Origin of the sequence: Pontibacter flavimaris (genome assembly GCF_001907195.1) — a bacterium.
GTDB lineage: Bacteria > Bacteroidota > Bacteroidia > Cytophagales > Hymenobacteraceae > Pontibacter > Pontibacter flavimaris.
Map to the genome: position 1 here is coordinate 554,974 of NZ_LVWA01000004.1, position 14,742 is coordinate 569,715.

Consider the following 14,742-nt stretch of genomic DNA (forward strand, 5'->3'; position numbering starts at 1 on the left):
GTATGGGCGGATCAAACAAGGTGCCGCTAGTTTACCCGGCCTGCCGCGAAGTAGCGCTTGCGGAAGTATGGCTCCGAGAGCGAGCTGACCATAACGCCCTTGCTGGTGGAGGAGTGGATGAACTTGTTGTTTTTCAGGTAGATGCCCACATGCGAGATAGGGCTTTTGGCGCTGCGGCGGAAGAACACAAGATCGCCGGTGCGGACGCTGTCCTTCTGTACGCGGGCCACATCCTGGAACATGGAGCGGGAACTGCGGCTGAGGTTGATGCCGTATACCTCCTGAAACAGGCTTGTGACAAAGCCGGAGCAGTCGGCGCCGCGCTTGCTGCTGCTGCCGTAGCGGTAAGGGGTGCCTACCCATTTGGAGGCGGCCTCTACCAACGCGCGGTAATCAGGGTTCCGGAACCTCAGGCCCAGCGATTTGACGTAATACTCCTCGCGTGGCTCCTCGGCTTCCTCGGCGGGCAACGGTTGTTGCCATTCAATGGCCCGGAGCATGTCCTCGGGAGTGTTGATGGCGTAAGGCGTCACCAGGCTGGCCTGCTCCGGGGCGGGCTCGCTGGCCGGGGCCACCTCGTAAAAGTATGAAAGCACCAGCGACAGGATCGCCAGGGCACTTAGTATGGTTGCTTTTTTCATAGAGCGAAGCAAGTTCCAGGTCGCCGAAGCGGCCAGGCACTGCCGTTAAATTATGGTTCCGGCTTCAGCAGCAGGTGCTGCCCGGGGAGCCGGCGCATCCCGATCGGTGCAAAAATACGTTATACCTGGCTAAGTATAAAATGTTTAAGCAGGGCCTCAGAGCCAGCGCTGCGCAATTTCTGCCGCAGGCAGGTAACTTTAGGGGCTGTCGGCGTAGTATACTAAGGTAAGTATAGCCTCCCGGCAAGTACTATTTTTCAGGTTAACCGATGGACTTTAAAGTTGTAGAACGCTCGTTTTTTGCCAGAATTGCGCGCATGGTGCTCAAGAGCAACAACGTGGCCATGGTGCTGGGCAAAACCATTCACCTGAGCGGCGTCAGCCGCGATACCTTCCTGCAGGACGAGGGCTGGTTGGCGCACGAGCTGTGCCATATCCGCCAGTTCAGGGAGCACGGCTTATTCCGGTTCCTGTGGCTGTACCTCCAGGAGTCGTGGCGGGTGGGCTACTACAACAACAAGTATGAGGTAGAGGCACGTTTAGAAGGCATGAAGCACCGCCGCCACCTGAGCCCATCCCTCAAGGCGGCCAGCGCCATCACACCCAAAGTGGCCCCGCTGCCTATCGACACCAAGAAAACAGAATAGGGCAGCACGTGCCGCCCTATCTATCGTCTTTTATACTTTAATAATTTATACTTTACTCTGCCCCGGTGGCAACCTCACGGCCACTCCTCGACCACTCGCTCCAGGAGCCCACGTATAGTTTGGGTATCTCCAGACCGGCGTAATCCATAGCCAGCAGCGTGTGGCAGGCCGTAACGCCGGAGCCGCAGTGCACCATCACCTCCTCCGGTTTGCGGCTGCCAAGCGCCGCTTCATACTTTGCCCGGAGCTCCTGCTGCGGCAGGTAAAAGCCCTGGCTGTCGAGGTTAGAAGTATAGGGAATGTTCACGGCGCCCGGAATGTGGCCCGCCACCAGGTCAATCGGCTCCACCTCGCCCCGGAAGCGCGCGGCGGCCCGCACGTCTATCACCAGTTTGCCGGGGTGCTGCACCGCCTGCTCCACTTCCTCTACGGATGCCACCGGCAATTGCCAGCCGTGTTGTGGGTAAGGCGGTTGTGGCGTTGGCTGCTCCGTTTGGCTGCTAACCGGAATCCCGGCTGCCACGGCGGCATCGTACCCGCCATCCAGCACCTGCACGCTCTCATGGCCCACAGCGCGCAGCATCCACCAGAAACGCGCGGCAGCGTTGGCCCCGCTCACATCATCGTACACCACCACATGGCTGTCGGGCTGTATGCCCAGTTGCCCCAGAAACTCCGCAAACGCTGCTATATCCGGCAGCGGGTGCCTGCCGCCCTCAGCTGCATTGGCCGGAGGCGTAGCCAGGTCGCGCTCCAGGTCTACAAACTGCGCGCCCTGCAAGTGCCCGGTTTTATACTTGTCGCGGGCGGTGGGGCCGGAGCGGGCGTCTACAAGTATGGGTGCCCCGTTTTGGATGAGCGCTGCCAGTTCCTGTGGTGTAATGATGGGCTTCATAGTTTTAGCTTATGGGTTATTGTAGTTGACGTATGGCTGTTCCGGATAGCAGGGCTACGCCCGGAACAGCTGCTTTTGCTTTTACTCGCCGCCGGCTACTACGTTCCAGGGGCGCACCTGCCACTCCACAATCAGCCCGTTCTTTACATAGGGGTCGTTGTTGGCGAAGGCCTCGGCAGCCTGCGTGGTATCGCCCTTAAAGATAAAAACGGCGCCGTCGGCAGGCTCTGCCAGGGCACCGGCCATTACCAGGTCACCTTTGGCGTGTGCTTTGTTGATCAGGTCCAGGTGCTCGGGGCGATAAGCGCCGCGTTTCTCGAGGTAATCTTCGGTGGTTTTGTAGAAAAGGATGTAGTACATAGGTATGTGTAAATGATTTATAGTTTGGGGTAACGGCTAGTATAAATAATGGGCAAGGCCATCGGCCGTAGCATGATTTTTATAAAATGTTAGGGGCAGGCATTTCTTTTATTTTTAACCAAATCCCAATACTAATTCCCAGTCCAGCCAAAGTTTGCCAACTGATGAAGAAATAGCTAGGGTCTACAGCAAGGGCAATTGGTACATCTAAATTTGGAAAGTTTATTCTTAACCCTTCTATAACTGGTAAAGAAAAAAAGGCAAGTAACGCCGTCATTGCCAATCCGACTTTAAAACTTCCCATTTTTAAATAAAGGCTGTTTACTAGAAACATAAGCGCTGCCGCAATCGAGGAGCTGAACAGAATCGAGTATTTCCCCATGATATGGCCTAATCCAATTGTCGATAATACGGTAATGAAGAAAACTGCTAAATTAAGTATCAACCCTATCAAAGTTGCTTTATATAATTCTATTTTAAGTCTGTCCGTGTTAGTCAAGATGATAGCCAGAGTAAAAAGAAATGGGCTTAATGAATTAATGTTGTTGTTCGGAATAGAAAAGTATATTGCTGACGCTACAAAACAAGCTGTAGATGTAAGAACTATTCTTTTTATGTCAGCGGTAATTCCCATTTTATTATTTATGCTTGCCCCTAACGTGTTGGTATAGCAGAAGGCGAGACGTCAGCCGAAGCATGACTGCTATACTTTGTTGGGTGTATTTTTCATTTTCACTTCCTTCCAAGCATGAAAGTCTTCTAAGGAAAAGTCGCTTTTATCTGACAAAGATTCCCATGAACTTTCTTCAACATCTGGAAAAGAGATATGCTCAAGCCCTGAGGCCTTCTTAAGAAGAAGTTGTACAGCAGTATACAAGTCAAGAGCTATCTGTTGTGATACTCCTTTACCTTCATGAACAAGTTTGTTTCTTGCTTGTCTGGCAGGGTATAGCTTTGAAATTATACCTTCATCCAGTATACCATTTTGGTACATAATTTCTTGTTTTACAGAGGTACTCCACGTTCTGCTATCATTTTTAAGTGAATTAATTCTTCCAGAAATTGGGTGTTTAGGATGATATTGTGTGCCTATCAGATAAAATTTATTCCATACAAAATCTATCAATTGTTCAACAGTAATCCATAAATTAGATAATACTAAGTCCCAATTCCGGTATGTTATTTCTGTTACCCCTCTCACCAAAAACTTGGGAGTTAAGTTATTTATTTTAGAAAGTATATTATTACCCGCATCTATTGTTTTATGGAATTCGCTAACAGTTATGTAATTTGGATTAGAAAGAATGATGCTATCCATATTACTTGCGACCTTCATTCTCAGCTTTGAATGTAAGTGAGTAGAAGCACTATTTCCAAAATCTACAGGCCAGATGAAGCTCTGTTTATGAAGTTTTCCATTAACTATGTCTCTTCTATCTACCGCTTCACAATAAATTCCCCCAAGTAGTATTTTACAGAATAAGTTGTTAAAAAAGTCAACTGCTTTTTCCTTCTCAGAGAATGTACTGTATTTAGGTATAGCCAGTGCACCATCATAGCAGATGATTAATTCAAAATCAAATGAGTCTATTGGCAAAGAGCTAACAATCTTGCATAACTTCCCATGGTTGTATGTATTAGAATTGATTTCATCTAACTCAACCTTGAGTGGTTCTTCATCATCGGGTACAATTAAAGTAAAAGGCGTAAGGTATGTGACCCAGCTTGGACTACTAAAATGTTCTTCTTGTTTCTCTTTATCCATCTTATTCTAATTTCACCCAACGGCTAGTATAAAAAACGGCGAAGGCCGTCGGCCGAGATGATTTTTATACATTGTTGGCGGACGTTGTTCTTTTATTTTTGCCCGCGCGTTTTTCTATTTCTGTTTTTGACCTGATTTTGGGAAAATAGCCCGAAAACAGGAATTTGAGCATTTTACTCATTTTATAAGTCCGTCCAGTTTTGGCTTGATTTCTGAAAAACAGGCCGAAAACGCAATTCCAAAAGTCGGTTTGCAAACGTCGCTGGTCAATTCTTGCTCAAACGCAACGTCAATTCCTCTTCTGCAACATTAGCCGATGAAAGTCGGGCGGCGTTCACGACTTCTGCTAAGCTATTCAATTCTCCTGCTGGTTTCCATCAGTCACTCAAGCAGATTTTTTCTTTTACTTCTGCTTCTCTTGCTGATTCTTTTTTTTGCCGTTCCAGCTGGTAAAAAGTTTTTTCAATGACCGCCAACTATCGTGTATAAGGAGTTATTCCGGTTATCTGCACTATGTGCGGAGGTTTTGTTTCCGCGCTTAAATTAGTAGAGTAGGGCAGCTGGAAAACTCAATATACTATAAACCGGAGAGTGCTGCAATAAAATTAATACGCTTGGTGCAGTTCGTTTGTAATCAGCCATTTGTGTTGGTATTGTGTGCTTTGCTCTTCTGTTTCGCACGGCATTAATTCGTGCCTTCGGGAGGGAAACTAAGGCGCTTTCTGGCTATCCGTATGTAAACGGTTATAAGCGTTTATACCTGTTAAATCACGGATGATAAAAAAAGCCCCTGCCATACATGGTGGCAGAGGCTGAAACCAATCTATCCTAACTCAACTCATACTTAACCCGCCACGGGGGCAGTACCGTACCTGGCCTGCTTTTTAGGCTTGCTCTTTTTGCGCAGCTTGTTAATCCAGATCATCGTGCCGGTAACTGGCAAACTGGTGGCCACGAGGCAGGCGATGAAGTATAAGATCTTGGAGAAGGTGCCATACACGTTGCCCAGGTGCAGCGGTTTTATTAAGCCCACGACCTGCTTGTTCAGCGGTTTGTCTGCGAACTTCTCTACCTTCAGCGGCTCGGCGTTGTGCTTGTTGAGCTGTACCTTGTCGGCGGCGGCCAGGGCAAAGAATCCGGTCTGGCTTTTCTGGATCACAACGGCAGTCGTGTCATCGGCTGGCAACGAGAGGCGCAGGTCGCCGGCGTAGGGCAGCAGCAGGTTGGCCTGTTGGATGTAATCTTCCGGGGTGGCGGTGGAGGCAGCGGCGGCAATGGCCATGGGCTTTTCTTTGCGGCCCTTAAATACCTCGGCGCCCATCACGCTGCTCAGCCCGTCGCGGTACCACTCAAACGACCAGCAAAGGCCGGTAAGCGCCATGATCAGCAGCAGGATGGAGGAGTAAAAGCCCAGTGTGTTGTGCAGGTCGTGGTTCACGCGCTTCCATTTGGCGTTGGTCTTGATCTTGAGGCCCTGTTTCCAGTTCTTGCGCTTCACGGGGAACCACAGCACCAGCCCCGTCAGCACCAGGAACGTGAAGATGATGGTGGCGGCGCCCACGATAACGCGGCCAACGCTATCGCCTAAAAGCAGCCAGCGGTGCAGCTTCATTACGGTTGTGAAGAACTCCGCCGTGGCGCTCTCGGGTGTTCCCACCACCTGGCCAGTGTAGGGGTTAACAAAGTATGTGGCCGGTCTTCCGCCGCCTTCAGCCTTTTTAGCGCCCGCTGCGGCAACAGGGGCCACGCTTATACTATAAGAGCTGGCTTTATCCCCGGGTATACTTATACTTACCACCTGGCCTTGCAGCTCCTGCTCCAGCTCCGCGATAAGGGCGTTGGTGGCTATGGGCTCTGCGTTGGCCGGCACCTCCACGGTATACTTCTCGGGGGCCATTAGCTCCTCCACTTCCTCCTTAAAAGTATAAATCGTGCCCGTGAGGCATACTACAAACAGCACCAGGCCGCTGGCAATGCCCAGCCACAGGTGCACATCGTTAAACAGGTTTCTTAAAGTATACTTTTTCATGGTGTTATGGAATGTAGGAGTAGGAGGCTGCTAAAAAAGCTACCGGTAAATATCGGTAGCTTTTTTGTTATCTGGAATCGATCTAATTAAAACTTGTAGGTAACTACCCCGGAAAAGTTTCTGGGCTGTATTCTGTCGATGAAGTTGCTGCGGTAGGCATCGTACCCCACTGTGTCGAACACGTTGTTGAACAGGGCCCGCACGCCCCAATGCTTCTTAAACTCGTAGCCGATCTGGGCATTCACAATAGTATAGGCTTTATTGTACCAGGGTGCGGTGTTTGGCTCAATGTTGTGGTACTGCACTCCCTCCACAGTCCAGTCGTTGTAAGGGCGCTCGCCCAGGTAATAGGCGCCGGCACCGAAGTTAAGGCCCTGCAGCAGCCCGTTTCTCAACGTATAGTTGGCGTAGGCGTTAAACGTGTGCTTTGGCGTATTGTTAGGCGCGGAGCCCGGCACAAAGGTGGTGTGGTCCTTATACTGCGCGTCGATGTAGGAGTAGCCCGTCACGATCTCCAGGTTCTCCAGCACGCGGCCTGTCAGTTCCACCTCTATGCCTTTGCGCTCGTCGTTGCCGCCTTTCGTGTAGTAGCCGGTTTCCAGCACAACGCCATTCTCATCCACGGCAAAGGCTTTCAGGTTCATGTTTTTGTTGTTGATCTTGAAGAAGGTCAGGTTAAAGCGCAGACGGTCGTTAAACCACTCGGACTTGATACCGGCCTCCAACTGATCGATGCGTTCGGCACCCAGCGGGTCGCCGTTCACGTCTACCACCGAGGCAGAGCGCGGATTGGTGCTGTTGGTGTAGGAACCGAATACGTTGAGGCCGTCCTTGATGGTGAACATCACCCCAGCCAGCGGGTTCCAGAACTCGGTAGTAGCGCTTTCCTCGCCCTCGTCCCTGGTTTTGTTGGTGCTGTAGCGCACGCCGCCATATAGCCTGGCCCACTTCGTCAACTGGATCACATCCTGGAACGTGGCGCCAAAGCGGTAATCGTACGCCCTTGTGCCGCCGGTGTGTTCAAAGGCTGGCACATTCTCTGGCAGCTTGTTGCGCACAGCGGCCGGATCAAACACGTTGATCTCATCGATGGCGATAGAGTTGTAGGTTGGCTGGAACAGGTCGATGTAGCGGTAGTCCACGCCCACCTGGAAAGTATGGTTGATCTTGCCGGTCTCGATTTTGCGGCCCACCAGGTCCAGCTGCAGCACGGTGCTGTTGTCCTCGCGGGAAGAGTTGTGCGCAATGGAGCGGCGGTACCAGTTCACCTGGTCCACGTTTACGCCCGTCTCCTTATCGGCTTTCAAAGCCGACAGGTTCGACTTCACGGCGTCGTAGTTGTAGTTGGAGTTGAAGATGGCGGCGCGCACGTATACATTGTTGGTGATGTTGTAGTTATAGCGGGCGGTATAGGTCGCATGCTTCAGGTCGGTTTTATCGGACGCAAAGCCTAAAAAGCGCTCCGCTGGCAGGTCGTAGATCTGGTTCTCCTTGTTGCCCACCGACAGGTTCACGGTACCCACATCAATGCCCTGCTCCTCTTTAAAGTAGTCCATCTCCAGGGTCAGGGTGCTGCGGTTGTTGGGCCGCCACTCCAAAGAGGGGTTAATGTAGAACGACTCGTTGTCCATATGGTCACGGAACTTGCCGCCGTTCTCGTAGGCGCCGTTCAAACGGATGGCTACTTTATTGCCCTTATCCAGCACGCGCTGCACATCAAACGTCGGCCGGATCAGGCCCCAGCTGCCTGCGCGCAACGACACGCTACCGGAGTTCTCGAACTTAGGCGTTTTGGTCACGATGTTCACGATGCCGCCCGGGCCACCCAGGTCGGTGGCGGCGCCCATGGTCACGGAGCTGGCACCTTTCAGCACCTGCACGCTCTCCACGCCCTGCATGTCGGTGGAGAAGCCGGCACCGCGGAAGTCGGTCATCACGCGCACCCCGTTCTTCAGGGTAGGAATGCCGCGGAAACCGCGCGAGGAGATGCTTTCCCGCACGCCGCCATAGGTAGCGTAAGTATAAACGCCCGGCACGTTTCGCACGCCCTCAATTACGGTGAGCGCGCCCTGCTGCTCGATCAGTTTTTCCGAGATCACGGAGATGCTCTGAATCTGCTCGCTCGGCTTTAGCGGCAGGCGGGTGATGGCGTCCAGCTTCTCGGGCTGCTTGTCCCTCACGCCAAAAACCTCCACCTCCGATATCTGACTGGCTTTCTGCTGCAGCGAAAGTATAATTTCTTCCGTTTCGCCCTGCGTCAGCGTTACCTGCTGCGGCTTGCAGTCGAAGCCCAAAAGTATGGCGCGCACCTGGTAGGTGCCGTTGCTGATGCGGTTAATCTCGAAGTTGCCCTCCTCATCGGTCATGGTGCCGTAGCGGGTGTTCTCCAGTACCACGCTGGCCGCGGATACGGGCTGTCCGTCCCCATCGAGCACCTTTCCTCTAACTGAGCTGGTACTTTGGGCCCACGCAACCTGGCAGAGCGTGAGCAGTAGGGCAAGTAAAGTATACTTTTTAAGCATATAGCGGTTGATTTTATAGCCTCTCCTGCAGTGCGTCTGCTATCCTGCAATGGGAGTTTGTTTATTTAGACTAATTACAAATAGTGTCGCAAACTTAGCTGTAGCTTCGCAGAACCGCAAATAAAATCTACTAAAATATTAGCAAAGCTGAAGATTAAAGGGTGAAGCAGCAGCAAGGTGTGGTTAACAAAAGACGTACTTAACCGTTAGCTACATAAGACATGTTTAACCACTAAAACAGACTTAACAATGGCAAATAAACTGCAAGGAAAGAAGATTGCGATACTGGTAGAAGAAGGATTTGAGCAGGTAGAGCTAACAGAGCCGCTAAAGGCCCTGCAGGAGGAAGGCGCGGAGGCGCATATCATCTCCCCAAACAAGAACAACGAAATTAAAGCCTGGAACCACACCGAGTGGGGCGATACTTTTAAGGTGGACAAGAAACTGAGCGACGTGAAGGCAGAAGACTACAACGGCCTGCTGCTGCCCGGCGGCGTGATGAACCCGGACCACCTGCGCGGCAACAAGGAGGCGGTGAGCTTTGTGAACAAATTTATGGAGAGCGGCAAGCCGGTAGCCTCCATCTGCCACGGACCCTGGACGCTGATCGAAACCGGCAAAGTAAAGGGCCGCAAAATGACCAGCTACCATACGCTGCAGACCGACCTCAAAAACGCGGGCGCCGAGTGGGTAGACCAGGAAGTGGTGGTGGACCAGGGCTTGGTAACCAGCCGCAACCCCGACGACATCCCGGCCTTTAACAAAAAAATGGTAGAAGAATTCGCCGAAGGGAAGCACAACCGCTAAGCCGGTTTATACTTTATAACTGAAACAAGCCGCACTTTATACTTCAAAGTGCGGCTTGTTTTGTATTTTGGAGATGTAGCTCACTCCTGTTTCCTTCAAAGGGGGACTTGGCTGAAGCTCCGCCAGTGGTATTATTTAATCACCCCTAGCCCCTCTCCCGGAACAAGTCCGGGATCCGAGACTTATCTAAGGAGGGGAGTTCTGCAGTTACTGATGCTGAAGTATAAGTATTATGGCAGCCGCTACCTCGCGGACAGGTCGCGGCCTGTCCCTACAAGTATAAAGCCGCTCCTTCAGAGAGAGGAATTTATACTTGTTATACTTCCCTGTCATCTCGAGCAGGGCGAGAGATCTATCGGGATCTATCGGGGATTTCGAACGAAAGACTTTGTAACTAAGAACAAAAGGGGCAAAGTATAAAATCACTTCCACTTGCTCCGTCGCTAAAGCAGTGGCTATCGAACTAATACCCAGTCCTTGGGTTGAGCGCCTTGTGAGATCCGGTGCCCGTCAAGGGCAGCCGTAGCGCAGCGGAGGCAGGAGGGAACACAGCGCGATGCCAAAGGACGAGCCCTCCCGGGCTAGAGGGAGCCAAAGCAAGAGATGCAACAGTAGGTTTGTGGGAACTACAGGATCAGCGGTAGCTAGCAAGGATAGCTTAGTTCAAGAGGAAGGAAGCAGGGGCTATGGAAGACACAAGCGGATGCTTGCGCCAGAGAAGTATAAAAGTATAACTCAAGTATAAAATATGGCTCTGCGAGCCAGTTGCGCTACAAACTCAACACCATTATAGGACACAAGTCTGAAGACTTGCGCCAGAAGGGGTAAATAGTAAGTTTTAACTGGAAAGTATAGATTACACTTTACTCCCCCTACTGCACCATCCGGAAAAGCGGCTCGGCATACTGTTCCAGCAGCACTACCAGCACCACATCCAGCAGCAGCAGGAAAGCGCCCTGCAGCATGATCGACTGGCCCCAGCCCTGCACCTGCTCCGTCTTGATCGAGACACGTGAGCGCTCTTTGAGGTAAGCTCCCAAAAGTATAAACCCGAAGTCCAGGCCAAGGCTCAGGTACAGCACCTTCTTAAACGAGTCGTGCAGTTGCAGGCTCCCGGCAAGGCTAAGCGTGGCATTGTCCTTAGAAAGTATAACGTAGAGGGCAAAGCTGGCGATCAGCAGGTTGATGATGTTCCAGTACACGTTCATCTGGTAAAAGTACTTGCGGCTGCGCGTAGCCTTCGTCAGCTTAAAACTACTGAAGAGGATGTTGAGGATAGCCCATCCGCCGAGCACAAGCATACCTGTCTCCAGCGTGCCCGCCTGCCCCTGGTTAAGTTGGCTCAGGCTCTGGGCCTGGGCGCCGGCCGTGAGTCCAAGAAAAAGCAACGGGAGCAGGTAGAGGTGTTTTCTCATAGGTAAACGGGGGTTTATGAGTAGGAACGCACAAAAAACAGCTTTAGCATACGGCGGCGGGTGTTTGTGCCGGCGGCACGGCAACGTATACCTCCCGGCCGCGGTTTAAGTTGCTGCAGGCTAGTGTTTTCGCCGGGTGCCTACTACGTCCAGGCCAATGTTAACCTCGGGGTGGATGGTTTTCTCCCCCAGCGAATTGTCGGAGCGGTACACGAGGCCCCACTTGGTGCGGTCTAGGTTGAAGTTGGCCCTGGCGCGCAGCAGCGTGTCCTCCAGCGTTACCCGTGCCGGAAAAGACACGCTTCTGGTCTGGCTGCGGATGGTGAGGTTGCCGGTTATGCGGTGCGAGGGGTGCTTTATGCGCAGCTCGTCGTAGCGGGTGCTGCCGTCCTGCTTGGCGCCGGTGCTGTCGTATGGGGCGATGCCGGTCAGCTCGAAAGAGGCCGAGGGGTAGCGCTCCGAATCGAAGAAATCGGAGGAGCGCAGGTGCTCAGTAAGCTTCTGGTTGCTCTTCTCGTCTATGGTCCTGTCCGTTGCCCGCACCGTGGCCATGTTCAGCGCCAAGTTGCCGCCGGTCACCAGCCCGTTGGTCATGTACAGCTCGCCGTGCTCTATGTCAATCACGCCGTTGTGGCGGCCGGTCATCTTCGCCCCGATCCAGGTTATCTTGCTGCGGGTGGTGTCGATGGCAAAGGTGTCGGTGGGCGCGGCGCGCTCCTTCTTCACCACGGCATCGCCAATCATCGCCTCGTCGGTTTTAACGGTGGTGTCGCAGGCGCTGGCCACAAGAAGCAGCAGGCACAGCTGCAGGAAGGGGTGTAGGAGTCTCTTGCCCATACTTGTTTGCTCGGGTGAATGTCGTGCTGCCAAAAAGGCCGCTGTTTTACCTTGTCGTACGCTTCGGAAGGCCAAAACGATATATTTTATACTTCCAGCGCGCGCCACAAAGTATGGCAGGGCCCGAATGTGCTTCGAGCTCTTGCTGCCTTTATCAACAAGGGAAACACTTAGAAGCTGATGCCCACGTACACCTGTATCACCCCGTTTTTAATGCGCTCGTCTATGTTACTGCCGCTGTCGTCCTGCTTGCGCAGGTCGCCCAGGCCGTGCACGTAGCGCGTGCCCACCCTGAACCTCTCCATCAGGCTGCCCTCCAGGCCGGCGGCAAGGCCGTAGTCGAAGCTGTTGTAGGGCTCCAGGTCAACCTCCTTGTCCTCCTCCTTCACCGACATCATCACGCCCACCTGCGGGCCCAGGTGCACGCTCAGGTTGCGGGAAATATTGAACACCGCCAGCACCGGCACTTCCAGGTAATCCAGCCTGAAAACCGAGTCCTGGCGCTCGTAGCCCTTGCGGGTGTAGAGCAGCTCCGGCTGCAGCGAGAAGAAGTTGCTGATGCCGAATTGGGCGAAAACCCCGGCGTGGAAGGAGGTGTGGCTGCTGGTGGCGCCGAATTTATCCTTGTCGCTGCCGTGCACGCTGGCAAAGTTCACGCCGCCCTTAATACCAATGCCTGCGTTAGGCGAGCGGCTCAGTAGGTTGTGGTTCTGCAGAAACCTGTTGGGGCCCTCAGTCTCGTCCTGTGCAAAGCCTGTTACCGACCAAAGCAGTAGCAGCGCCGCAAAAAGTGTCTTTTTCATCTCTCGGGGTATAAATGCCGCGCCCTATTATTTATAGCGCTATATATAGGGTTTATACTTTTTTCTGCGGCAGAAGTTATGCGTGGGGAGGGAATAATGCTGGGAAAGTTTAGGGCGGGAACACGGCTGGCGAGAGGCTGATTTTTTTGTGCTTTAAGATGAATAGGAAAAGTGCTATCAGCCCTTGTGATGGGTGTGGCAACATTTATCAGGAGTGTGGATAATTTCCCCAGTTGGGCAGAATTTCACCGAAATATCAGAAAAAGAAGCCCTTCTTAACATGGAGTTAACATAAATTCGTGGATAAACACGCGTCATCAACATAGTTATCCACATTTATCCACAGGAAAACAGCGTAAAACTGCTTATCTGCAACTAAGCTGAAATGGTTACAGGAGTTATCCACCAGCCGTTAGTAAATTAAAGTAAATTGGATTAAACTTCTTTAGGTTTTAGGATGAGGACAAGCATTTTTTCTGATGGCTTTTGCTAAACATGAAGCGGGGATTCTTGTTAGTTTTGTGCTATGTTGAAGATTGCCTGGTCCGAAATTTTTGCCCACAGCCTGCCCGAAGGCCACCGCTTCCCGATGGCCAAGTATGACTTGCTGCCCGAGCAGCTGCTCTACGAAGGCACCATCACGGATGACAATTTATTCGCGCCCGAGCCGCTGGAGGAGCCGTTTATACTGGACACGCACGATCCTGATTACTGGGAGCGGCTAAGTAGCCTGCAGCTCACGCCCTCCGAAATCCGCAAAACGGGCTTCCCGCTCTCGGAGCAACTGGTGCAGCGTGAGGTGGTGATCATGAACGGCACCGTGCAGGCCAGTTTGTTTGCCCTGGAATATGGCATCGGGATGAATATTGCCGGCGGCACGCACCACGCCTTTACCGATAGGGGCGAGGGCTTCTGCCTGCTCAACGACATCGCCATTGCCGCCAACCACCTCCTCAAGTATAAAAGTATAAACAAGGTGCTGGTGGTGGACCTGGATGTGCACCAGGGCAACGGCACCGCGCAAATCTTCGAGCACGAGCCGCGCGTGTTCACCTTCAGCATGCACTGCGGCCACAATTATCCCTTCCACAAAGAGAAATCAGACCTGGACGTGCCGCTGGTCGAGGGTACTGACGACAAAACCTACCTGGCCATACTTCGGGAAACACTACCGCGCCTGCTCGACGAGGTGGAGCCGGAGTTTGTCTTTTTCCAGTCGGGGGTGGATGTGCTGGCTACCGATAAGCTCGGCAAGCTGGGCATGAGCATCGAGGGCTGCAAACAGCGCGACCGCATGGTGCTGGAGCTGTGCCGGAAAAACAACCTGCCGGTAACGGTAAGTATGGGCGGCGGCTACTCCGAAAAGATCGCGCACATTGTGGAGGCGCACGCCAATACGTTTCGTCTGGCGCAGCAGCTGTGGTTTTAGTTAGAAGGTTAGAGAGTTAGAAAGTTATTTGAAGATGTTTTTCCGGCTTTCAATCCTGCGCATTCTTTCATCCTGTAAATCCTTGGGGTAGGGGCCCTATATAAAGATTCAGACATTCGCCGGGTCTAATCCCGCTCCCGCAACTTGTCCTCGTCGCGCTTTTTAATCGGGAAGATCATGCGGAGGAGGAGGTAAATAATCGGGGCCAGGGCCAGCGTCAGGATTACGATCAGGATAACCTTCAACGCCTTGAAGAAGATGGTGATGGCCAGCGCCGAAAGAATGACGGAGACCGAGAAAAGAATCCAGAAGTTAGCGGCTTGTCTGCTCATGGGTATACTTTAGAAGATATTACGAGGACGGGCGCTCCCCGGTGGCAACCCGGACGACATACATGAAGAGTGGGAACAGAAAGATCAGTAGATCGGGCAGCGTGGGCACCGTGCCTGTCTTGGCAACCAGTATAAGCGCGAGCAACGTATAGGCAAGTGCCAGCCACAGATGGAGTCGAAGGGGCAGAAACTTGTTCATTGGCTTTTTCTTTCAATATATTGAAAATAAAGTATAAAAAGGAATAATCATACTTTGCTTA

At 52.3% G+C, this 14,742-nt stretch carries 15 protein-coding genes; 3 read left to right on the plus strand and 12 right to left on the minus strand.

What is annotated here, in order from left to right; translation table 11 throughout:
* Window positions 1-26 precede the first annotated feature (26 nt).
* Window positions 27-641 (minus strand): C40 family peptidase, encoded by a 615-nt coding sequence (locus A3841_RS07380; protein ID WP_073851892.1) that lies wholly within the window; start codon window positions 639-641, stop codon window positions 27-29.
* Between the two features lie 269 nt (window positions 642-910).
* Here A3841_RS07380 and A3841_RS07385 point away from each other — a divergent pair, with 269 nt between their 5' ends.
* A complete protein-coding gene (locus A3841_RS07385; RefSeq protein ID WP_073851653.1) occupies window positions 911-1,288 on the plus strand; it encodes a hypothetical protein in 378 nt (125 codons plus the stop codon).
* A 52-nt stretch (window positions 1,289-1,340) separates the two neighbouring features.
* On the opposite strand, the gene A3841_RS07390 is transcribed toward A3841_RS07385, so the two are convergent.
* From A3841_RS07390 to A3841_RS07415, 6 genes are all read right to left on the minus strand, one after another.
* Window positions 1,341-2,183, minus strand: a complete 843-nt coding sequence (locus tag A3841_RS07390; protein WP_073851654.1) for a sulfurtransferase — start codon at window positions 2,181-2,183, stop codon at window positions 1,341-1,343.
* 81 nt (window positions 2,184-2,264) lie between these two features.
* Window positions 2,265-2,543, minus strand: a complete 279-nt coding sequence (locus A3841_RS07395; RefSeq protein ID WP_073851655.1) for a YciI-like protein — start codon at window positions 2,541-2,543, stop codon at window positions 2,265-2,267.
* Window positions 2,544-2,622: 79 nt separating this feature from the next.
* The gene (locus A3841_RS07400) at window positions 2,623-3,177 is read right to left on the minus strand and encodes a hypothetical protein (RefSeq protein ID WP_139307906.1); all 555 of its coding nucleotides are present in this window, start codon (window positions 3,175-3,177) and stop codon (window positions 2,623-2,625) included.
* Between the two features lie 69 nt (window positions 3,178-3,246).
* Window positions 3,247-4,308 (minus strand): hypothetical protein, encoded by a 1,062-nt coding sequence (locus tag A3841_RS07405; RefSeq protein WP_073851657.1) that lies wholly within the window; start codon window positions 4,306-4,308, stop codon window positions 3,247-3,249.
* An 844-nt stretch (window positions 4,309-5,152) separates the two neighbouring features.
* A complete protein-coding gene (locus tag A3841_RS07410; protein ID WP_073851658.1) occupies window positions 5,153-6,337 on the minus strand; it encodes a PepSY-associated TM helix domain-containing protein in 1,185 nt (394 codons plus the stop codon).
* Window positions 6,338-6,423: 86 nt separating this feature from the next.
* Window positions 6,424-8,859, minus strand: coding sequence for a TonB-dependent receptor (locus tag A3841_RS07415; RefSeq protein ID WP_073851659.1), 2,436 nt, complete (start codon window positions 8,857-8,859; stop codon window positions 6,424-6,426).
* 249 nt (window positions 8,860-9,108) lie between these two features.
* On the opposite strand from A3841_RS07415, the gene A3841_RS07420 reads away from it, so the two are divergent.
* Window positions 9,109-9,666 carry a type 1 glutamine amidotransferase domain-containing protein gene (locus tag A3841_RS07420; protein ID WP_073851660.1) on the plus strand — a complete coding sequence of 186 codons (558 nt, stop codon included), beginning with the start codon at window positions 9,109-9,111 and terminating at the stop codon, window positions 9,664-9,666.
* A gap of 872 nt (window positions 9,667-10,538) precedes the next feature.
* Here A3841_RS07420 and A3841_RS07430 read toward each other — a convergent pair.
* The 3 genes from A3841_RS07430 to A3841_RS07440 all read right to left on the minus strand — a co-directional run bounded on the left by A3841_RS07430 (window position 10,539) and on the right by A3841_RS07440 (window position 12,721).
* Window positions 10,539-11,081, minus strand: coding sequence for a DUF6992 family protein (locus A3841_RS07430; protein WP_073851662.1), 543 nt, complete (start codon window positions 11,079-11,081; stop codon window positions 10,539-10,541).
* 120 nt (window positions 11,082-11,201) lie between these two features.
* Entirely contained in the window at window positions 11,202-11,918 is a 717-nt protein-coding gene (locus tag A3841_RS07435; protein WP_073851663.1) for a YceI family protein, read from the minus strand.
* 170 nt (window positions 11,919-12,088) lie between these two features.
* The gene (locus A3841_RS07440; protein WP_073851664.1) at window positions 12,089-12,721 is read right to left on the minus strand and encodes a porin family protein; all 633 of its coding nucleotides are present in this window, start codon (window positions 12,719-12,721) and stop codon (window positions 12,089-12,091) included.
* A 526-nt stretch (window positions 12,722-13,247) separates the two neighbouring features.
* Between A3841_RS07440 and A3841_RS07445 the strand changes: the two genes are divergently transcribed.
* Window positions 13,248-14,150, plus strand: coding sequence for a histone deacetylase family protein (locus A3841_RS07445; RefSeq protein ID WP_073851665.1), 903 nt, complete (start codon window positions 13,248-13,250; stop codon window positions 14,148-14,150).
* Window positions 14,151-14,275: 125 nt separating this feature from the next.
* Here the strand turns inward: A3841_RS07445 and A3841_RS07450 are convergent, their stop codons facing one another.
* Together A3841_RS07450 and A3841_RS20700 are read right to left on the minus strand one after the other, a co-directional pair.
* Entirely contained in the window at window positions 14,276-14,482 is a 207-nt protein-coding gene (locus tag A3841_RS07450) for a hypothetical protein (RefSeq protein ID WP_073851666.1), read from the minus strand.
* Between the two features lie 19 nt (window positions 14,483-14,501).
* Window positions 14,502-14,627: a hypothetical protein gene (locus A3841_RS20700; RefSeq protein WP_262502560.1), complete on the minus strand. Its 126-nt coding sequence runs from the start codon at window positions 14,625-14,627 to the stop codon at window positions 14,502-14,504.
* Window positions 14,628-14,742 lie beyond the last annotated feature (115 nt).

Bases quoted from the DNA above. Each gene is read 5' to 3' on its own strand.
- A3841_RS07430 (WP_073851662.1), bottom strand. From the start codon at position 11,081: ATGAGAAAACACCTCTACCTGCTCCCGTTGCTTTTTCTTGGACTCACG.
- A3841_RS07380 (WP_073851892.1), bottom strand. From the start codon at position 641: ATGAAAAAAGCAACCATACTAAGTGCCCTGGCGATCCTGTCGCTGGTG.
- A3841_RS07395 (WP_073851655.1), bottom strand. From the start codon at position 2,543: ATGTACTACATCCTTTTCTACAAAACCACCGAAGATTACCTCGAGAAA.
- A3841_RS07450 (WP_073851666.1), bottom strand. From the start codon at position 14,482: ATGAGCAGACAAGCCGCTAACTTCTGGATTCTTTTCTCGGTCTCCGTC.
- A3841_RS07410 (WP_073851658.1), bottom strand. From the start codon at position 6,337: ATGAAAAAGTATACTTTAAGAAACCTGTTTAACGATGTGCACCTGTGG.
- A3841_RS07390 (WP_073851654.1), bottom strand. From the start codon at position 2,183: ATGAAGCCCATCATTACACCACAGGAACTGGCAGCGCTCATCCAAAAC.
- A3841_RS07445 (WP_073851665.1), top strand. From the start codon at position 13,248: ATGTTGAAGATTGCCTGGTCCGAAATTTTTGCCCACAGCCTGCCCGAA.
- A3841_RS07400 (WP_139307906.1), bottom strand. From the start codon at position 3,177: ATGGGAATTACCGCTGACATAAAAAGAATAGTTCTTACATCTACAGCT.
- A3841_RS07415 (WP_073851659.1), bottom strand. From the start codon at position 8,859: ATGCTTAAAAAGTATACTTTACTTGCCCTACTGCTCACGCTCTGCCAG.
- A3841_RS07440 (WP_073851664.1), bottom strand. From the start codon at position 12,721: ATGAAAAAGACACTTTTTGCGGCGCTGCTACTGCTTTGGTCGGTAACA.
- A3841_RS07405 (WP_073851657.1), bottom strand. From the start codon at position 4,308: ATGGATAAAGAGAAACAAGAAGAACATTTTAGTAGTCCAAGCTGGGTC.
- A3841_RS07435 (WP_073851663.1), bottom strand. From the start codon at position 11,918: ATGGGCAAGAGACTCCTACACCCCTTCCTGCAGCTGTGCCTGCTGCTT.
- A3841_RS07385 (WP_073851653.1), top strand. From the start codon at position 911: ATGGACTTTAAAGTTGTAGAACGCTCGTTTTTTGCCAGAATTGCGCGC.
- A3841_RS07420 (WP_073851660.1), top strand. From the start codon at position 9,109: ATGGCAAATAAACTGCAAGGAAAGAAGATTGCGATACTGGTAGAAGAA.